Raw genomic sequence first — 12,600 nt, forward strand, 5'->3', positions numbered from 1 at the left:
AGGTCGAGATTTTTATGATATTAGGATATTGCCAGCAAAATTGAAGGAAATAATCTGAATCACCAAGGCGAAAGCCTTGATTCGATGGATTATTTTCCCCATATGTTGCGATTAATCCAGAAACGATAAAATCACCGGCATCGTATCCGCGAGGGGTATAAATTGTGTGTACATGCATTCTACGCTACGAGCCGCCTTCGGCGTCTCTAACCGGGGCTAATGTCTGGCCTTCGGCCGAGCCGCTTCCAGCGGCTCCGGTTGCGTGAGTAGGCCGGCTCCTTTTAAGCGCCAGCGAATCCGAGTTGCCGCTGCATGTCTGGCGGGAGTGTGGGTAGCCTTTTCCGTTGAAGCAGGAAGCTGGTGAGGGCGGCTATCTCCCGGAAGAGGTGATGGCGATCGAGGGCGGCGGACAGGTAGTCTTTGCCGGTGCTGCCTCCTGTGCCGATGCGGCTGCCGATGGTGCGATGGACCATGCTCATGTGACGATAGCGCCAGGTGCTGAGCTGTTCGTCTATCTCCAGCAGTTGATGCAACACCTGGAAGGGTAGTTGCAGCAAGGGATAGCCGCGATAAAGCATGATGAAGAGCGCCGAGCGGCAGGCGGCAGCGGAAAGGCTCCGGGCCGCATCCTGTTCAAAGAACACGGCGTCGAATTTTTGGAGGTTGCCTTTTTCGCCTTCCGCCAGGCTTGTCTCGTACCGGTGGCGATAGTCTGACCAGAAGTGATTGGCGGCTGCTTCATCAAAGAAGGGCATCCGCTCGAGCCAGGCGTCTACCAGTTGCAGCAGGGACGGGGCCTGTTCGGCTGCCAGTATCCTGTCCACCTCTTCGGGCCGAAGTTGGGAGAGGTAGTACTTCTGGCCATATCGGTGTTCGTATTTCAAGCCTAGTCTGGCTTCCAGGAGCTTGAACTGTACACTCTGGAAGCCGGAAGCCGGCCTCAGCAGGTCGCGGAAATCCTGGAAGTCCATAGGGTTCATGGTCTCCATGATATCGATCTGGTGTACCAGCACCTTGAGGATGGTCGCACAGCGGGAAAGTCGGTGGACGATGGTCTGGAGTTCGGGTGAATTATCGTTCAGCGCCGGCTGCCCGAAGATGCCGATGATGGAATCAGTTTCATAGAGCAGTTGGCGAAACCATAGTTCGTAGGCCTGATGAATGACGATGAAAAGCATTTCGTCATGGGCATGCATGCCCTGCCGGTCGCTTTCGAGTTGCTGAGCGTCGAGGATCTTGTCGAGTTGGAGGTAATCGCTATAATGCATGTTTCGCAATCGTTTTTTGGGTTGGCCGCGGCGGGGCTACAAGAATTCGTACCCTATATCCCGGCGATAATAGATGCCGTCGTAATAGATGTTTTCCAGTACATCCCTGGACTTGTCGACGGCTTCATAGACAGTTTCGGCAAAGGAGGTGATGCACAATACCCGGCCGCCATTGGTCAGGATCGCATCATTTTCGGTACGGGTGCCGGCATGAAAGACGAGGCTGTCGCCGTCCTCCGGGAGCAGCTGGTCGAGCCCGCTGATGGGCAGCCCCTTCTGGTAAGAACCGGGATAGCCACCGCTGACCGCTACGATGGTACAGGCCGTCCGTTCGTCCTGGCTGATGGTCAGCGTATCGAGGGTTTGCGACCCAACCGCCAGGAAGAGCTCTACGAGGTCGTTCTTTAGCCGGGGCATGACGACTTCTGTCTCGGGGTCGCCCATGCGGCAATTGTACTCGATGACATAAGGATCATCGCCAACCTTTATGACCCCGATGAAGATAAACCCCCTATAGTCGATGTTTTCTTCCGCCAGGCCTTTTATTGTCGGAATGATGATGCGGTCGGTTACTTTTCCCATGAACTCTTCGCCGGCAAAGGGTACGGGACTAACTGCGCCCATCCCGCCGGTGTTGGGGCCGGTATCCCCTTCCCCCACGCGCTTGTAATCCTTTGCTTCGGGCAGGGTGAGGAAATGTTTTCCATCCGTCAACACGAAGACCGAAAGCTCTATGCCCGAAAGGAATTCTTCCACCACCACTTTGTTACTGGCTTCCCCGAATTTGTTGCCCTGGAGCATGAGTTCGAATTCCGCCACGGCCTCGATGGTGCTCTGACAGATGACGACGCCTTTTCCTGCCGCCAGGCCGTCGGCCTTCAACACCACCGGGAGGGAATGCTGTTGCAGATAGGTGATGCCTTCGGCATAGTTGTCGACGCTGAATTCTCCGTAGGCGGCGGTCGGGATGCCATGTCTTGCCATGAATTTCTTGGAAAAAGCCTTGCTGCCTTCCAGTTGGGCGCCTTTGGCGGACGGACCGATCACCGGTATTTTCCGCAGGGCGGCATCGCCCGCAAAGAAGTCGACGATGCCCTTTACCAGCGGCTCTTCGGGGCCGACGACCACCATTCCGATGTCCTCGCGGAGGCAAAACTTCTTTATTCCTTCAAAATCCAGGGGGGAAAGGTCAATATTTATACCGCAGCGGGCAGTACCGGCATTGCCCGGCGCGACATAGAGGCGAGTGCATTGGCTACTTTGCACCAGTTTCCAGGCCAGCGCGTGTTCGCGGCCTCCAGAGCCTAATAATAATATATGCATAGCGGACCCGAAATTCGAATTTCGTGCGCATATTTCAGTACTTTAGGTGCTAATTTTTTAATTGCATGAGTTTAACAACCGCTCCCAAACCCAGACATCCGAAGGGCCTCTATGTACTTTTTTTGACGGAAATGTGGGAGCGTTTTGCCTACTATCTACTCGCGGGAATCCTCTTTCTTTACTTACTGGACAATAAAACGGGCGGCAAAGGCCTGGACGAGAAGCATGCCGCAGACATCACCGGGACTTTTCTTGCTCTCATCTGGCTGCCCATGTTCATCGGCGGGATGATCGCCGACCGCTATCTGGGCTATATCCGGTCGGTCTTTATCGGCGGGACCTTCCTGGCGGCGGGCTATTTCGGGCTGATCTTTCCCGGGGATGTCGCGCTGTATATCTCTCTGGGGCTGATCGTTATCGGCAACGGCTTCTTCAAACCCAACATCAGCACTCTGCTGGGCAATATCTATAATAAAGAGGAACTAAAACCGCTAAAGGACAACGCCTATAATATTTTCTACATGGGCATCAACACGGGCTCGCTGCTCTGCAATTTTGCCGCCGCCTACCTGCGCAACAAATACGGCTGGGGGTATGCTTTTGGCGCAGCCGGCGTCGGGATGGTGATCGGCCTGATAAACCTGGCCGCTAACCTAAAGCATGTCAAGGCAGGAGATGTCCGTAAACCGCCGCAGAAAGAGGATATGACGCTGGGCCAGATCTGCCTGTATGTATTTGTGCCCGGAATCGTCGCCGCCATCATCGGCTATACCCTTCCGGGCCTGCTGTTTCATACCACCCTGATGGGAACGCCGGCCAGCGATGCCTTTGTCTTTGCCTGTATCCCCATCATCGGGTTTTTTATTTCCATCTGGGTAAAGGCCAGAAAGGAGGACAAGCGGGGCATCGGCGCCCTGCTCTATATCTTCGCGGTGTCCGTCATCTTCTGGTCGTTATACTACCAAAACTTCACCGCCTACACCCTTTGGACCGAGCAGCATACCGACCGGACCATCACCTCCCCGGTGATGGAGAAGGGCGCCGACTGGATGGGGCTTTTGCAGCAGGTAAATACCACCCCCCGCCCCGTGGATTCCCTCGATGCCCATATGGTAGCCATCCGGGATGCGCATGGTGAAATAATAAAGACCCAGGGGCCCGACCCTTATTTTCATAATATTCCGCGGAGTGACTGGCCGCCATCCGGCCAGAACGTTAAACTAGCCAACGCCGAACTGTTCCAGTCCATCGGACCCTTTTTTATCGTGACCCTCACCCCCCTGCTGGTGGCCCTCTTTACTTTCCTGCGGCGACGGGGCAAGGAGCCGACAACCCCGGCCAAATTCGGCATCGCGCTATTCCTCTCAGGCCTTTCCTCCCTTGTGATGTTCTTTGCCGTGTTGTCGGTGGCTTCCATCTATCAACAGAAGGTATCCCCCGGCTGGCTTTGGGGAACGTATTTTGTCATCACCGCCGCGGAGGTCTTTTTGAGTCCCATGGGATTGTCGCTGGTGTCCAAATTAGCGCCGCACCGGCTTACCGCCTTGTTGATGGGCGGCTGGTTCCTTACCATGTCACTCGGCAGCAAGGTCGCGGGGCTGATGACCAGCAGCTGGGATAAATTCCCCGACAAAAGAGTGTTTTTCCTCATCTGGTTTGTAGCGGGTGTCGTCGGCTCGGTGCTGATCTTTAGCCGCATCCGGAGTCTGAATGGTATTGTCCGCGAGAAAACGGGGGAGGCCTGATCGCGGAAATCAACTAAACCAAAACCAACAGCATGTCTGAAAAGAAATTCAAGCCTTTTGTCAGCCCGGAGACGGAGATGAAAGAGTTTACGTTCAAGGCCTTGTTGATGGGCAGTGTCTTTGGCATCGCCTTTGGCGCCGCGACGGTCTATCTTGCGTTGAATGCCGGGCTCACCGTATCGGCTTCCATTCCCATCGCCGTAATGGCTATCACCATCGGCCGGCGGCTTTTCAAAACGACTATTCTCGAGAACAACATCATCCAGACGACGGGCAGCGCCAGCGAGAGCATCGCAGCTGGTGTAGTGTTTACCCTGCCGGGGTTCTTCTTCCTTTCTACAGCGGAGGCGGGCGACTTCTTTAATTACGGTGTCATTTTCATCCTGGCCATCTTCGGGGGCATGCTGGGCACCCTGCTGATGATCCCGCTGCGCCGCAGCCTCATCGTAAAAGAACATGAGACCCTGCCTTATCCGGAAGGTACGGCCTGCGCTTCGGTGCTGAAGGCGGGAGAAAAAGGCGGGGACTTTGCCCGGTCGGCTTTTCAGGGACTTGGCTTTGCCTTTGTCTATGCAGTGTTGCAGAAGATGTTTAAGGTAATCGCCGAAACACCGGTTTTCGACACGGTGAAAAGCAAGACCTATAATAAGATATTCCCTTCTGCCCAGATATCCGCCAACATCACCCCGGAATATATGGGTGTGGGTTATATCATCGGGCCGCGGATAGCCGGGGTGCTGTTTGCCGGCAGTGTATTGAGCTGGCTTGTCTTTCATCCGCTGGTTGCTTCGCTGATAGACCCCGCCACGATCGCCCAGCAGCAGGTGAAACTTGGCTTTCTTAAGAGTATGGATACAGCAGGCGGCTATGGCGGCTGGGACCCCGTAACCAAGACCTTTGCCGACCCGGCTTCGGCCATCTACCGGGCCTATGTGCGGCTCATCGGCGCCGGAGCGGTAGCCATGGGGGGGCTTATCACGCTGATAAAGACTATCCCGACGATCGTAGCTTCCTTCAGGGAAAGCATCGGTTCGGTAAAGAATGCAGGCCCGGATGGACGGCTTCGGACGGAGCGCGACCTGAGTCTCAAGGTAGTGGGGCTTGGCAGCCTGGGTCTTGTCGTCCTCATCGGCTGTCTGACGATTATTCCCGGTGATTCCTTTTTTCAACGGCTGCTCATCGGGGTGCTGATCCTGTTGTTCGGAGCCTTCTTCGTGACGGTAGCCTCCCGCATCGTAGGCCTCATCGGTTCTTCCAACAGCCCGGTGTCGGGCATGACCATCGCCACCGTAATGGGAACCTGTCTTATCTTTCTTGCCGTGGGCTGGAGTGGAAAGGTGTATGAACCAATGGCGCTGGTGGTCGGCGGCATGGTTTGTATCGCTGCCTCCAATGCCGGGGGCACCTCCCAGGACCTGAAAACGGGTTACCTGGTAGGGGCGACGCCAAGATATCAGCAGCTGGCGCTGTTCATCGGCGTCATCGTGTCTGCCCTTGCCGTTGGCTTTACTATCAAGATACTGGATATTCCCAGTCCCGAGTTGCTTGCCAAGGGTATTCATCATAAGATAGGCAGCGTATTCAATGCCCCGCAGGCTACGCTGATGGCCACGCTGATCAGGGGTATCTTATCCAAGAACCTGGACTGGAACTTCGTGCTGGCGGGCGCTGCACTGGCCCTTGTGATGGAGCTTTGCGGGGTTCGGGCGCTATCCTTTGCTATCGGCGTCTATCTGCCGTTCTCCACCACCTTTCCCATTTTCCTCGGGGGCATGATCCGCGGCCTTGTGGACAAGGTAAAGCAGAAAAGGGGCACGGTCATCAAGGGAGGGGAGGAAGACCTGGAAAAAGGGAATCTGTTTGCGACCGGATTGGTGGCGGGTGGCGCGCTGATGGGGGTGATCTTTGCCTTTCTGAGCGTACCGCAGTCAGTTGTTGCCTTTATGAGCAGGCTAAGCCTGGAAAAGGTGATGTCGGCGGGACTGGGAGTAACTGGTTATTACCTGCTGGGCTTCGCCTTCTTCGCGGTGATGGGCTTTGCGCTCTACCGCGCGGGTGTTTCGAAGCAAAAGATGGAATTATAGATCTCTGATAGAGACTACATAAACGACGCGGAAGCCGCCGCTGGCGAGATCACCCACGATCTGGCGTTTGCCGGTATCCACGAATTTAAGGCCGACCGCGGTATTGACGGTTGGCCGTTGATAAGAGGAGGGAAGGTTGAGGGGGATCACATTTTCTCCCGTGCCATCGACGTGGATGTAGTACCCGAGCCCGTCGACTTCGGGGCGGGCGCCGTATAGGACATGGGCCCTGGTCTCGCTGAGAGTGGTATCATTTGTCTTTTTACAGCCTGGCTGGAGGGCGATGAGGATGATCAGCAGGAGGGGAGGTAATTTTTTCATGGAAGTCAGTTGTGCTAACACCCCAATGACACAAAAAAGGAGACTACTGTTGCATAGAAAATGTTAAACCGTGGGAATCAGTTCATTTTAAAAGGCACGATCATCTCGAAGATGGGGATATTTACTTCGAAGGACTTTTTATTGTTGAGATTTTCCATGGTATACGAGCCGTACATTTTGCCCATTTCGGTGCGCAGGTTACAGCCGCTGACATATTGATACCGTTCGCCCGGCTGGAGGATGGGCTGAACGCCGACTACTCCTTCTCCTTCTACTTCCCGGTAGCTGCCGTTGCTGTCGAAGATGTGCCAATGGCGGCGGTGCAGTTTCACTGAGAAGTTATTATGGTTTTCGATGGTGATGCGATAGGCAAACATGTATTCGCCGGATATGGGGTTAGAGTAATCCGGCTGGTAAAAGGTCTCGACGCTCACTTCCATTCCTTCTGAGATCTTGTTTGCCATCAACCAAGTTTTTTCTAAAGTTAATCAAAATGGGGCAAAAACTAACCTAATTTTGCCGCTTGGCCGTCGGGCACCTTGGTCCGTTATTTTTTCGGGAGATGCACTGTCGGAAAAGTAGCGCATCTCCCGAAAATGGCTAATGTCTGGTCTTCGGCCAACGGACCCTTGGTCCGTTAAGGTGCCGGGGACCGCCGGTTAGAAAATACAAAAATTTGAAATATGAAGATCGCAGTCGCAAAAGGAGATGGAATAGGCCCGGAGATCATGGATGCCGTACTCCGGATTTTCGATGCCGCCAAGGTTCCGTTGGAATACACTTTCGTCGATATGGGTAAGTGGGTATTTGACAAAGGGTTTTCGAATGGTATGACCCCCGAAGCAAAACATACGATCGAAGATCTGGGTATTTTGTTCAAGGGTCCGATGGAGACCCCGAAAGGGAAGGGGGTAAAAAGTGTCAATGTAACGGCCCGCAAGACCTGGAATACCTATGCGAACAAACGGGTCTTCCAGACACTGCATGGGGTGGACACCGTGTTCTCCAAGGCGGGGATACCCATCGACATCACCATTGTCCGGGAGAATATCGAAGACACCTATGGCGGCATCGAACACATGCTGACACAGGATGTGGCGCTTAGCCGGCGTTTCATCACGCGTCCCGGCAGTCTGCAGGTGATCAAATACGCTTTTGAGATGGCGAAGAAGAATGGCGCCCGGCGCATCACCTGCGGTCACAAGGCAAATATCATGAAACTGACAGACGGGCTTTTCCTGGAATGCTTCCAGGAGGTGGCCAAAGAATACCCCGAGTTGCGGTCGGATGATATCATCGTCGACGACCTGGCGATGAAACTCGTTGTGCGGCCGCAGGATTTCGACGTAGTGGTCCTCACCAATCTGCAGGGAGATATCATCTCCGACCTTTGTGCGGGACTGGTCGGGGGGCTTGGATTTGCGCCCTCCGCCAATATCGGGGATCACATCGCGATCTTCGAGGCCGTGCACGGGACAGCCCCGGACATCGCCGGGAAGAATATCGCCAATCCTACGGCCCTGCTGCTTAGCGGGATCTCGATGCTGCGCCATTTAGGGCTGATGGAGAATGCCGCCATCGTCGAAAACGCCCTGCTATATACGCTCGAACAGGGTGTGCATACCGGTGACTTCGGTGATAAGAACACGCCGGCATTGAATACAACTGCTTTTGCCGAAGTGATCATCGGCAATTTTGGCAAGACCCCGGAGCATATGGCAAGGCCGCTGCTACCGAACGCCCCGGTGACCCAAACAGCCTTCAAGCTCTCCCGTAATGAGATGATGGTCTCAGAAGAGACGCAGCAGGAGATCATCGTCGGCGTCGATATGTTTATCGAGAGCAGCGGGCAGCCGGAGTTTATCGCAAAGAAGTGCCAGCGGCATGCCGGGGTGAAATTCAATCTCATCAACATCAGCAACCGAGGTACGCAGGTATGGCCTACGGGTTCGGTGTATACCAATCTTGTCAACCAGTACAATGTACGATTCGAGAGCATCGACGGAAGTCCGTTGACGCAACAGGATGTGCTTGGGCTGTATGTCAGCCTTAGCGGCGACTTCCGCATCTGTTCGTCCGAACTGCTGAATATGTGGGGGGAAAGGAAGGGCTATTCGCTGGCGCAGGGGCAATAGACGCCGCGGCTCCTGCCGCTTCGGGTAACTGTGGTGTTTATAGCTGCAGCCCGCTGTTGCCGCGGTTGGACAGGTGCACGAGGATGATGACGCCGAAGAGGACGAAGAGGGCAAGCGTGATAAAATGGGGCTGGTGGCGGATGCGGGACAACGTCAGATGCGCCGGGTTGCGGAATAGCCCTTTGCGATGAGCCATTGGGTTATCTTGTCGCGCTGATCGCCCTGGATGATGATCTCGCCATCTTTTACCGAGCCGCCGGTGCCGCAATGGGTCTTCAGCTGCCGGCCCAGGTCTTCCAGGTCTTCTGTTGCACCGACAAATCCTTCGATAAGGGTAACTGCTTTGCCGGCGCGCTGGCGGGTATCCAGTCTTACTTTCAGCTTTTGTTGTTTGGGCGCCAGGGTCTCCTGAGGGACGCTTTCTTCCTCCATCCGGAAATCCGGGTCGGTGGAGTAGACGATGCCGTTGCTGCCTGCTTTTTTCTTGCTCATGGTTGTAGGTTTTATGTTTTGCACCTGCGGGCCTTTTTTTTTGCGCCTCCGGGCTTTGGGGAAAAATAGCCCTCGGCGCAAAAAGTCTAATGATGGCCCTTCGGGCAAAAGCCCTCAGGGCTTTTTGGGGATTATGCCGGTACGGCTTTCAGACTCATGTCAAGGCTTTTGGCCTGGTGGATGAGGGCGCCGACGCTTACATAGTCAACCCCGGTGCGGGCATAATCTTCGATATTGTTGAGGTTGATGCCGCCGCTGGCTTCGGTTTCGAAGCGTTGGCCGATGAGGGAAAGCGCTTCCGATAGCTGCCGGGGAGTGAAGTTGTCGAGCATGATACGGTCGACCTTGCCTATGGCCAACACCCTTTTTACTTCATTGAGGTTTCTTGTTTCCACCTCTATCTTCAAATGGGGCTTGTGCGCCTGGCGGTAGGCGCTTGCTTTTTCGATGGCCGCTTCCAGACTGCCGGCGTAGTCGATATGATTGTCCTTTAGCAGGATCATGTCATAGAGGCCAAAGCGATGGTTGATGCCGCCGCCGATGCGGACGGCGTCTTTCTCCAGGAGCCGGAAGTTGGGGGTGGTCTTCCGGGTATCGAGGACGCGAGTCTTATACCGCTGGAGGCGATCGACGTATTGGCGGGTGAGGGTGGCGATGCCGCTCATCCGCTGCATGCAGTTGAGGATAAGGCGCTCGCATTGCAGGATGGTATGGACGGTGGCTTCGGCGACAAAGGCTTCTTCACCATCCCGCATTACTTCGCCGTCCTGTTTGAAGGCGGTGAATTTGGCCGTGGGCTCTTTGAATTTCAGGATCTTTTCGGCTATCTCCATGCCGGCAAGGATGCCATCCTGTTTGATGTGGAGGACGGCTTTGCCCCGGGCGTCGGGCGGGATGCAGGATAAAGTGGTGTGGTCGCCGTCACCGATGTCTTCTTTCAGGCCGTTGCTGATGATGAATTGCAGTTGGTCGTCAAAAAAATTGGACATGGGGCAAAAATACAAAAAAGGCCCACAGGGTCTTTGCCCGAAGGGCCATCATTAGCCCTTTTGCGCCGAGGGCTATTTTTCGCCAAGGCCCGCAGGCGCAAAAGAAGGCCGGAGCATTTGGGTGCTCTGGCCTTGTAAAATGCTGCGCGGGAAGGCTTATTGCGTCTGGAACCGTAGCTCCTGCAGCAATTGCCTGTCGCCTTTCTGTTTGACAAAGAGGGTGGTGCGATAGTCACCGTTGCGGGTCTGCAGAACCCCTACACAGAATTCTGTACCGCCGCCATTGGAACTCCGGTGTTTGATCAGGAAGTTCTGTACACCATTGGTAGCGAAGAAGTCCCGGATGATCATTTCCGCCTGTATCTTGCTATAGGTATCAGTCTTTTCGGGAAGGGAGATATCGACACGGCTATCCAGATAACGGGATAGTTCGGTAGCATTTCCTACCCGAATAGCATTAGTTATTTCGTCAACCGTATACAGAGGGGGGCGGAGAGAAACCAGGACGAACGAGACCGTAAGCACCACCAACCCAACTATACTTTTCATGTTAAGGAGTATTAGTCGGTGTGCTTAATCCCAAAAATATGCCAAACTGCCAGTTGTGTGCTAAAATACTCCAATTGGGGTAGGCCGGGTCGGCCAGGAGGGTAAAAGAACCGGTGGATGAGCGGCCCGAACCCCCTATATTTGCAGCTCGAAGCACGTCATTTTTATGTCTAATACAAAGAAAGTCATTCTTGTAATCATGGATGGATGGGGCCTGGGACAGCGGCCCAACGCGGACGCCATCCGCCATGCCCGGGTACCTTTTGTCAGCTCTTTATATCAGCAATACCCCAATACGACCCTGGTGACCTATGGCGAAGAAGTAGGATTGCCAGAGGGTCAGATGGGCAATTCCGAGGTTGGCCACCTGAACCTTGGGGCCGGCCGCATCGTCAACCAGGAATTACAACGGATCAATGTTGCCGTCCGGGACGGGTCTTTTGCTCATAACCCGGTGTTACTGGACGCTATCCGGGGGGCAAATGCGGCAGGAAAGCCCCTGCATCTCCTTGGGCTAGTGAGCGATGGGGGGGTGCACAGCCATATCCGGCATGTGATGGCCATCGTTGACACCTGTCAGAAAGAGGGACTTAAGGAAGTATATATCCATGCATTCACCGATGGCCGGGATACCGACCCCAAGAGCGGTCTGGGATTCATCCGGGAATTGCAAAAACACCTTACGGCAACCATCGGCAAAATAGCCACGGTGAGCGGCCGCTATTATGCCATGGACCGGGACAAGCGCTGGGAGCGGGTGAAACTGGCCTATGACGCCCTTGTCAGGGGTGTCGGGGAAAAGGCGACCGATGCCCTGGCAGCGGTTGAGCAGTCGTATGCCGCCGGCGTAACCGATGAATTTATCAAGCCCACCGTCATCGCCGGCAGCGACCAGCAGCCGCTTGCTACCATCAAGGACGGGGACTACGCGCTTTGCTTCAATTTCCGGACAGACAGGTGCCGGGAGATTACTGAGGTACTGACACAAAAGGATATGCCCGACCAGGGAATGAAAAAGCTGTCCTTGCACTATACCACGATGACCCAGTATGACCAGAAGTTTACCGGTGTCAACGTGATCTTCGAGAATGACGATCTGAAGAACACATTAGGGGAGATCATCGAGGCTAATGGACTGAAGCAGATACGCATTGCGGAGACGGAGAAATACCCCCATGTCAGCTTTTTCTTCAGCGGGGGCCGGGAGGTTCCCTTTGAAGGCGAGAACCGGATCCTCATCGCTTCGCCCAAGGTGGCTACCTATGACCTGAAACCGGAGATGAGTGCGGTAGAGGTCACGGATGCCATCGTTCCGGAGATTCGCAATAAGACGGCGGATTTCATCTGTCTCAACTATGCCAATACGGATATGGTGGGTCATACGGGTGTCTGGGAGGCGGCGATCAAGGCGGCGGAGACGGTAGACAAGTGCGTGGAAAGGGTGGTCTCGGCGGCCCTTGACAGCGGTTATACGGTTTTCCTGACGGCCGACCATGGTAATGCCGACTATATGGTTAACGATGACGGTAGTCCCAATACCGCACATACGATGAACCCGGTGCCTTTCTTTATCATCGACAAGAGCTGGAAGGGGGGCATCCGCCCGGGCAAACTTGGCGACCTGGCGCCTACCATCCTGACAATGATGGGGTTACCGATTCCGAGCGAGATGACGGGAAAAATATTGATCTGAC

The 12,600-nt window shown here is 54.7% G+C and carries 12 protein-coding genes; 4 read left to right on the plus strand and 8 right to left on the minus strand.

Annotated features, from left to right (window positions below):
• Nucleotides 1–281 precede the first annotated feature (281 nt).
• Together IEY39_RS17285 and purD are read right to left on the minus strand one after the other, a co-directional pair.
• Entirely contained in the window at nucleotides 282–1,268 is a 987-nt protein-coding gene (locus tag IEY39_RS17285) for a tryptophan 2,3-dioxygenase (protein ID WP_188933770.1), read from the minus strand.
• A 36-nt stretch (nucleotides 1,269–1,304) separates the two neighbouring features.
• On the minus strand, nucleotides 1,305–2,591 hold the full coding sequence (gene purD, locus IEY39_RS17290; protein ID WP_188933772.1) for a phosphoribosylamine--glycine ligase: 1,287 nt from the start codon (nucleotides 2,589–2,591) through the stop codon (nucleotides 1,305–1,307).
• A 65-nt stretch (nucleotides 2,592–2,656) separates the two neighbouring features.
• On the opposite strand from purD, the gene IEY39_RS17295 reads away from it, so the two are divergent.
• Both IEY39_RS17295 and IEY39_RS17300 read left to right on the plus strand, forming a co-directional pair.
• Complete coding sequence (locus IEY39_RS17295; RefSeq protein ID WP_188933774.1) at nucleotides 2,657–4,336, plus strand: peptide MFS transporter; 1,680 nt, start codon at nucleotides 2,657–2,659, stop codon at nucleotides 4,334–4,336.
• A 32-nt stretch (nucleotides 4,337–4,368) separates the two neighbouring features.
• A complete protein-coding gene (locus IEY39_RS17300; RefSeq protein ID WP_188933776.1) occupies nucleotides 4,369–6,420 on the plus strand; it encodes an OPT family oligopeptide transporter in 2,052 nt (683 codons plus the stop codon).
• Here the strand turns inward: IEY39_RS17300 and IEY39_RS17305 are convergent.
• Both IEY39_RS17305 and apaG read right to left on the minus strand, forming a co-directional pair.
• A complete protein-coding gene (locus IEY39_RS17305; protein WP_188933778.1) occupies nucleotides 6,415–6,741 on the minus strand; it encodes a hypothetical protein in 327 nt (108 codons plus the stop codon). The two genes, IEY39_RS17300 and IEY39_RS17305, sit on opposite strands and share 6 nt — an antisense overlap.
• Before the next feature lie 77 nt (nucleotides 6,742–6,818).
• Nucleotides 6,819–7,205, minus strand: a complete 387-nt coding sequence (gene apaG, locus IEY39_RS17310) for a Co2+/Mg2+ efflux facilitator ApaG/CorD (RefSeq protein ID WP_188933780.1) — start codon at nucleotides 7,203–7,205, stop codon at nucleotides 6,819–6,821.
• Between the two features lie 219 nt (nucleotides 7,206–7,424).
• Here apaG and IEY39_RS17315 point away from each other — a divergent pair, with 219 nt between their 5' ends.
• Nucleotides 7,425–8,876: an NADP-dependent isocitrate dehydrogenase gene (locus IEY39_RS17315; RefSeq protein WP_188933782.1), complete on the plus strand. Its 1,452-nt coding sequence runs from the start codon at nucleotides 7,425–7,427 to the stop codon at nucleotides 8,874–8,876.
• 37 nt (nucleotides 8,877–8,913) lie between these two features.
• On the opposite strand, the gene IEY39_RS17320 is transcribed toward IEY39_RS17315, so the two are convergent.
• The 4 genes from IEY39_RS17320 to IEY39_RS17335 all read right to left on the minus strand — a co-directional run bounded on the left by IEY39_RS17320 (nucleotide 8,914) and on the right by IEY39_RS17335 (nucleotide 10,906).
• A complete protein-coding gene (locus tag IEY39_RS17320; protein WP_188933784.1) occupies nucleotides 8,914–9,072 on the minus strand; it encodes a hypothetical protein in 159 nt (52 codons plus the stop codon).
• Nucleotides 9,030–9,368 carry a translation initiation factor gene (locus tag IEY39_RS17325; protein WP_188933786.1) on the minus strand — a complete coding sequence of 113 codons (339 nt, stop codon included), beginning with the start codon at nucleotides 9,366–9,368 and terminating at the stop codon, nucleotides 9,030–9,032. Before IEY39_RS17325 ends, IEY39_RS17320 begins: the two co-directional genes overlap by 43 nt.
• A gap of 131 nt (nucleotides 9,369–9,499) precedes the next feature.
• The gene (gene nadC, locus IEY39_RS17330) at nucleotides 9,500–10,357 is read right to left on the minus strand and encodes a carboxylating nicotinate-nucleotide diphosphorylase (RefSeq protein ID WP_188933788.1); all 858 of its coding nucleotides are present in this window, start codon (nucleotides 10,355–10,357) and stop codon (nucleotides 9,500–9,502) included.
• Nucleotides 10,358–10,513: 156 nt separating this feature from the next.
• Entirely contained in the window at nucleotides 10,514–10,906 is a 393-nt protein-coding gene (locus IEY39_RS17335) for a DUF4783 domain-containing protein (RefSeq protein ID WP_188933790.1), read from the minus strand.
• Nucleotides 10,907–11,072: 166 nt separating this feature from the next.
• Between IEY39_RS17335 and gpmI the strand changes: the two genes are divergently transcribed.
• Nucleotides 11,073–12,599, plus strand: a complete 1,527-nt coding sequence (gene gpmI, locus IEY39_RS17340; RefSeq protein ID WP_188933792.1) for a 2,3-bisphosphoglycerate-independent phosphoglycerate mutase — start codon at nucleotides 11,073–11,075, stop codon at nucleotides 12,597–12,599.
• The last annotated feature ends 1 nt before the right edge of the window (nucleotide 12,600 follow it).

The organism is Puia dinghuensis, from assembly GCF_014642875.1.
Taxonomy (GTDB): Bacteria; Bacteroidota; Bacteroidia; order Chitinophagales; family Chitinophagaceae; genus Puia; species Puia dinghuensis.

What these genes read in the sequence shown, in the direction of transcription:
- IEY39_RS17285 (WP_188933770.1), bottom strand. Translation starts at nt 1,268, where the DNA reads ATGCATTATAGCGATTACCTCCAACTCGACAAGATCCTCGACGCTCAG.
- purD (WP_188933772.1), bottom strand. Translation starts at nt 2,591, where the DNA reads ATGCATATATTATTATTAGGCTCTGGAGGCCGCGAACACGCGCTGGCC.
- IEY39_RS17295 (WP_188933774.1), top strand. Translation starts at nt 2,657, where the DNA reads ATGAGTTTAACAACCGCTCCCAAACCCAGACATCCGAAGGGCCTCTAT.
- IEY39_RS17300 (WP_188933776.1), top strand. Translation starts at nt 4,369, where the DNA reads ATGTCTGAAAAGAAATTCAAGCCTTTTGTCAGCCCGGAGACGGAGATG.
- IEY39_RS17305 (WP_188933778.1), bottom strand. Translation starts at nt 6,741, where the DNA reads ATGAAAAAATTACCTCCCCTCCTGCTGATCATCCTCATCGCCCTCCAG.
- apaG (WP_188933780.1), bottom strand. Translation starts at nt 7,205, where the DNA reads ATGGCAAACAAGATCTCAGAAGGAATGGAAGTGAGCGTCGAGACCTTT.
- IEY39_RS17315 (WP_188933782.1), top strand. Translation starts at nt 7,425, where the DNA reads ATGAAGATCGCAGTCGCAAAAGGAGATGGAATAGGCCCGGAGATCATG.
- IEY39_RS17320 (WP_188933784.1), bottom strand. Translation starts at nt 9,072, where the DNA reads ATGGCTCATCGCAAAGGGCTATTCCGCAACCCGGCGCATCTGACGTTG.
- IEY39_RS17325 (WP_188933786.1), bottom strand. Translation starts at nt 9,368, where the DNA reads ATGAGCAAGAAAAAAGCAGGCAGCAACGGCATCGTCTACTCCACCGAC.
- nadC (WP_188933788.1), bottom strand. Translation starts at nt 10,357, where the DNA reads ATGTCCAATTTTTTTGACGACCAACTGCAATTCATCATCAGCAACGGC.
- IEY39_RS17335 (WP_188933790.1), bottom strand. Translation starts at nt 10,906, where the DNA reads ATGAAAAGTATAGTTGGGTTGGTGGTGCTTACGGTCTCGTTCGTCCTG.
- gpmI (WP_188933792.1), top strand. Translation starts at nt 11,073, where the DNA reads ATGTCTAATACAAAGAAAGTCATTCTTGTAATCATGGATGGATGGGGC.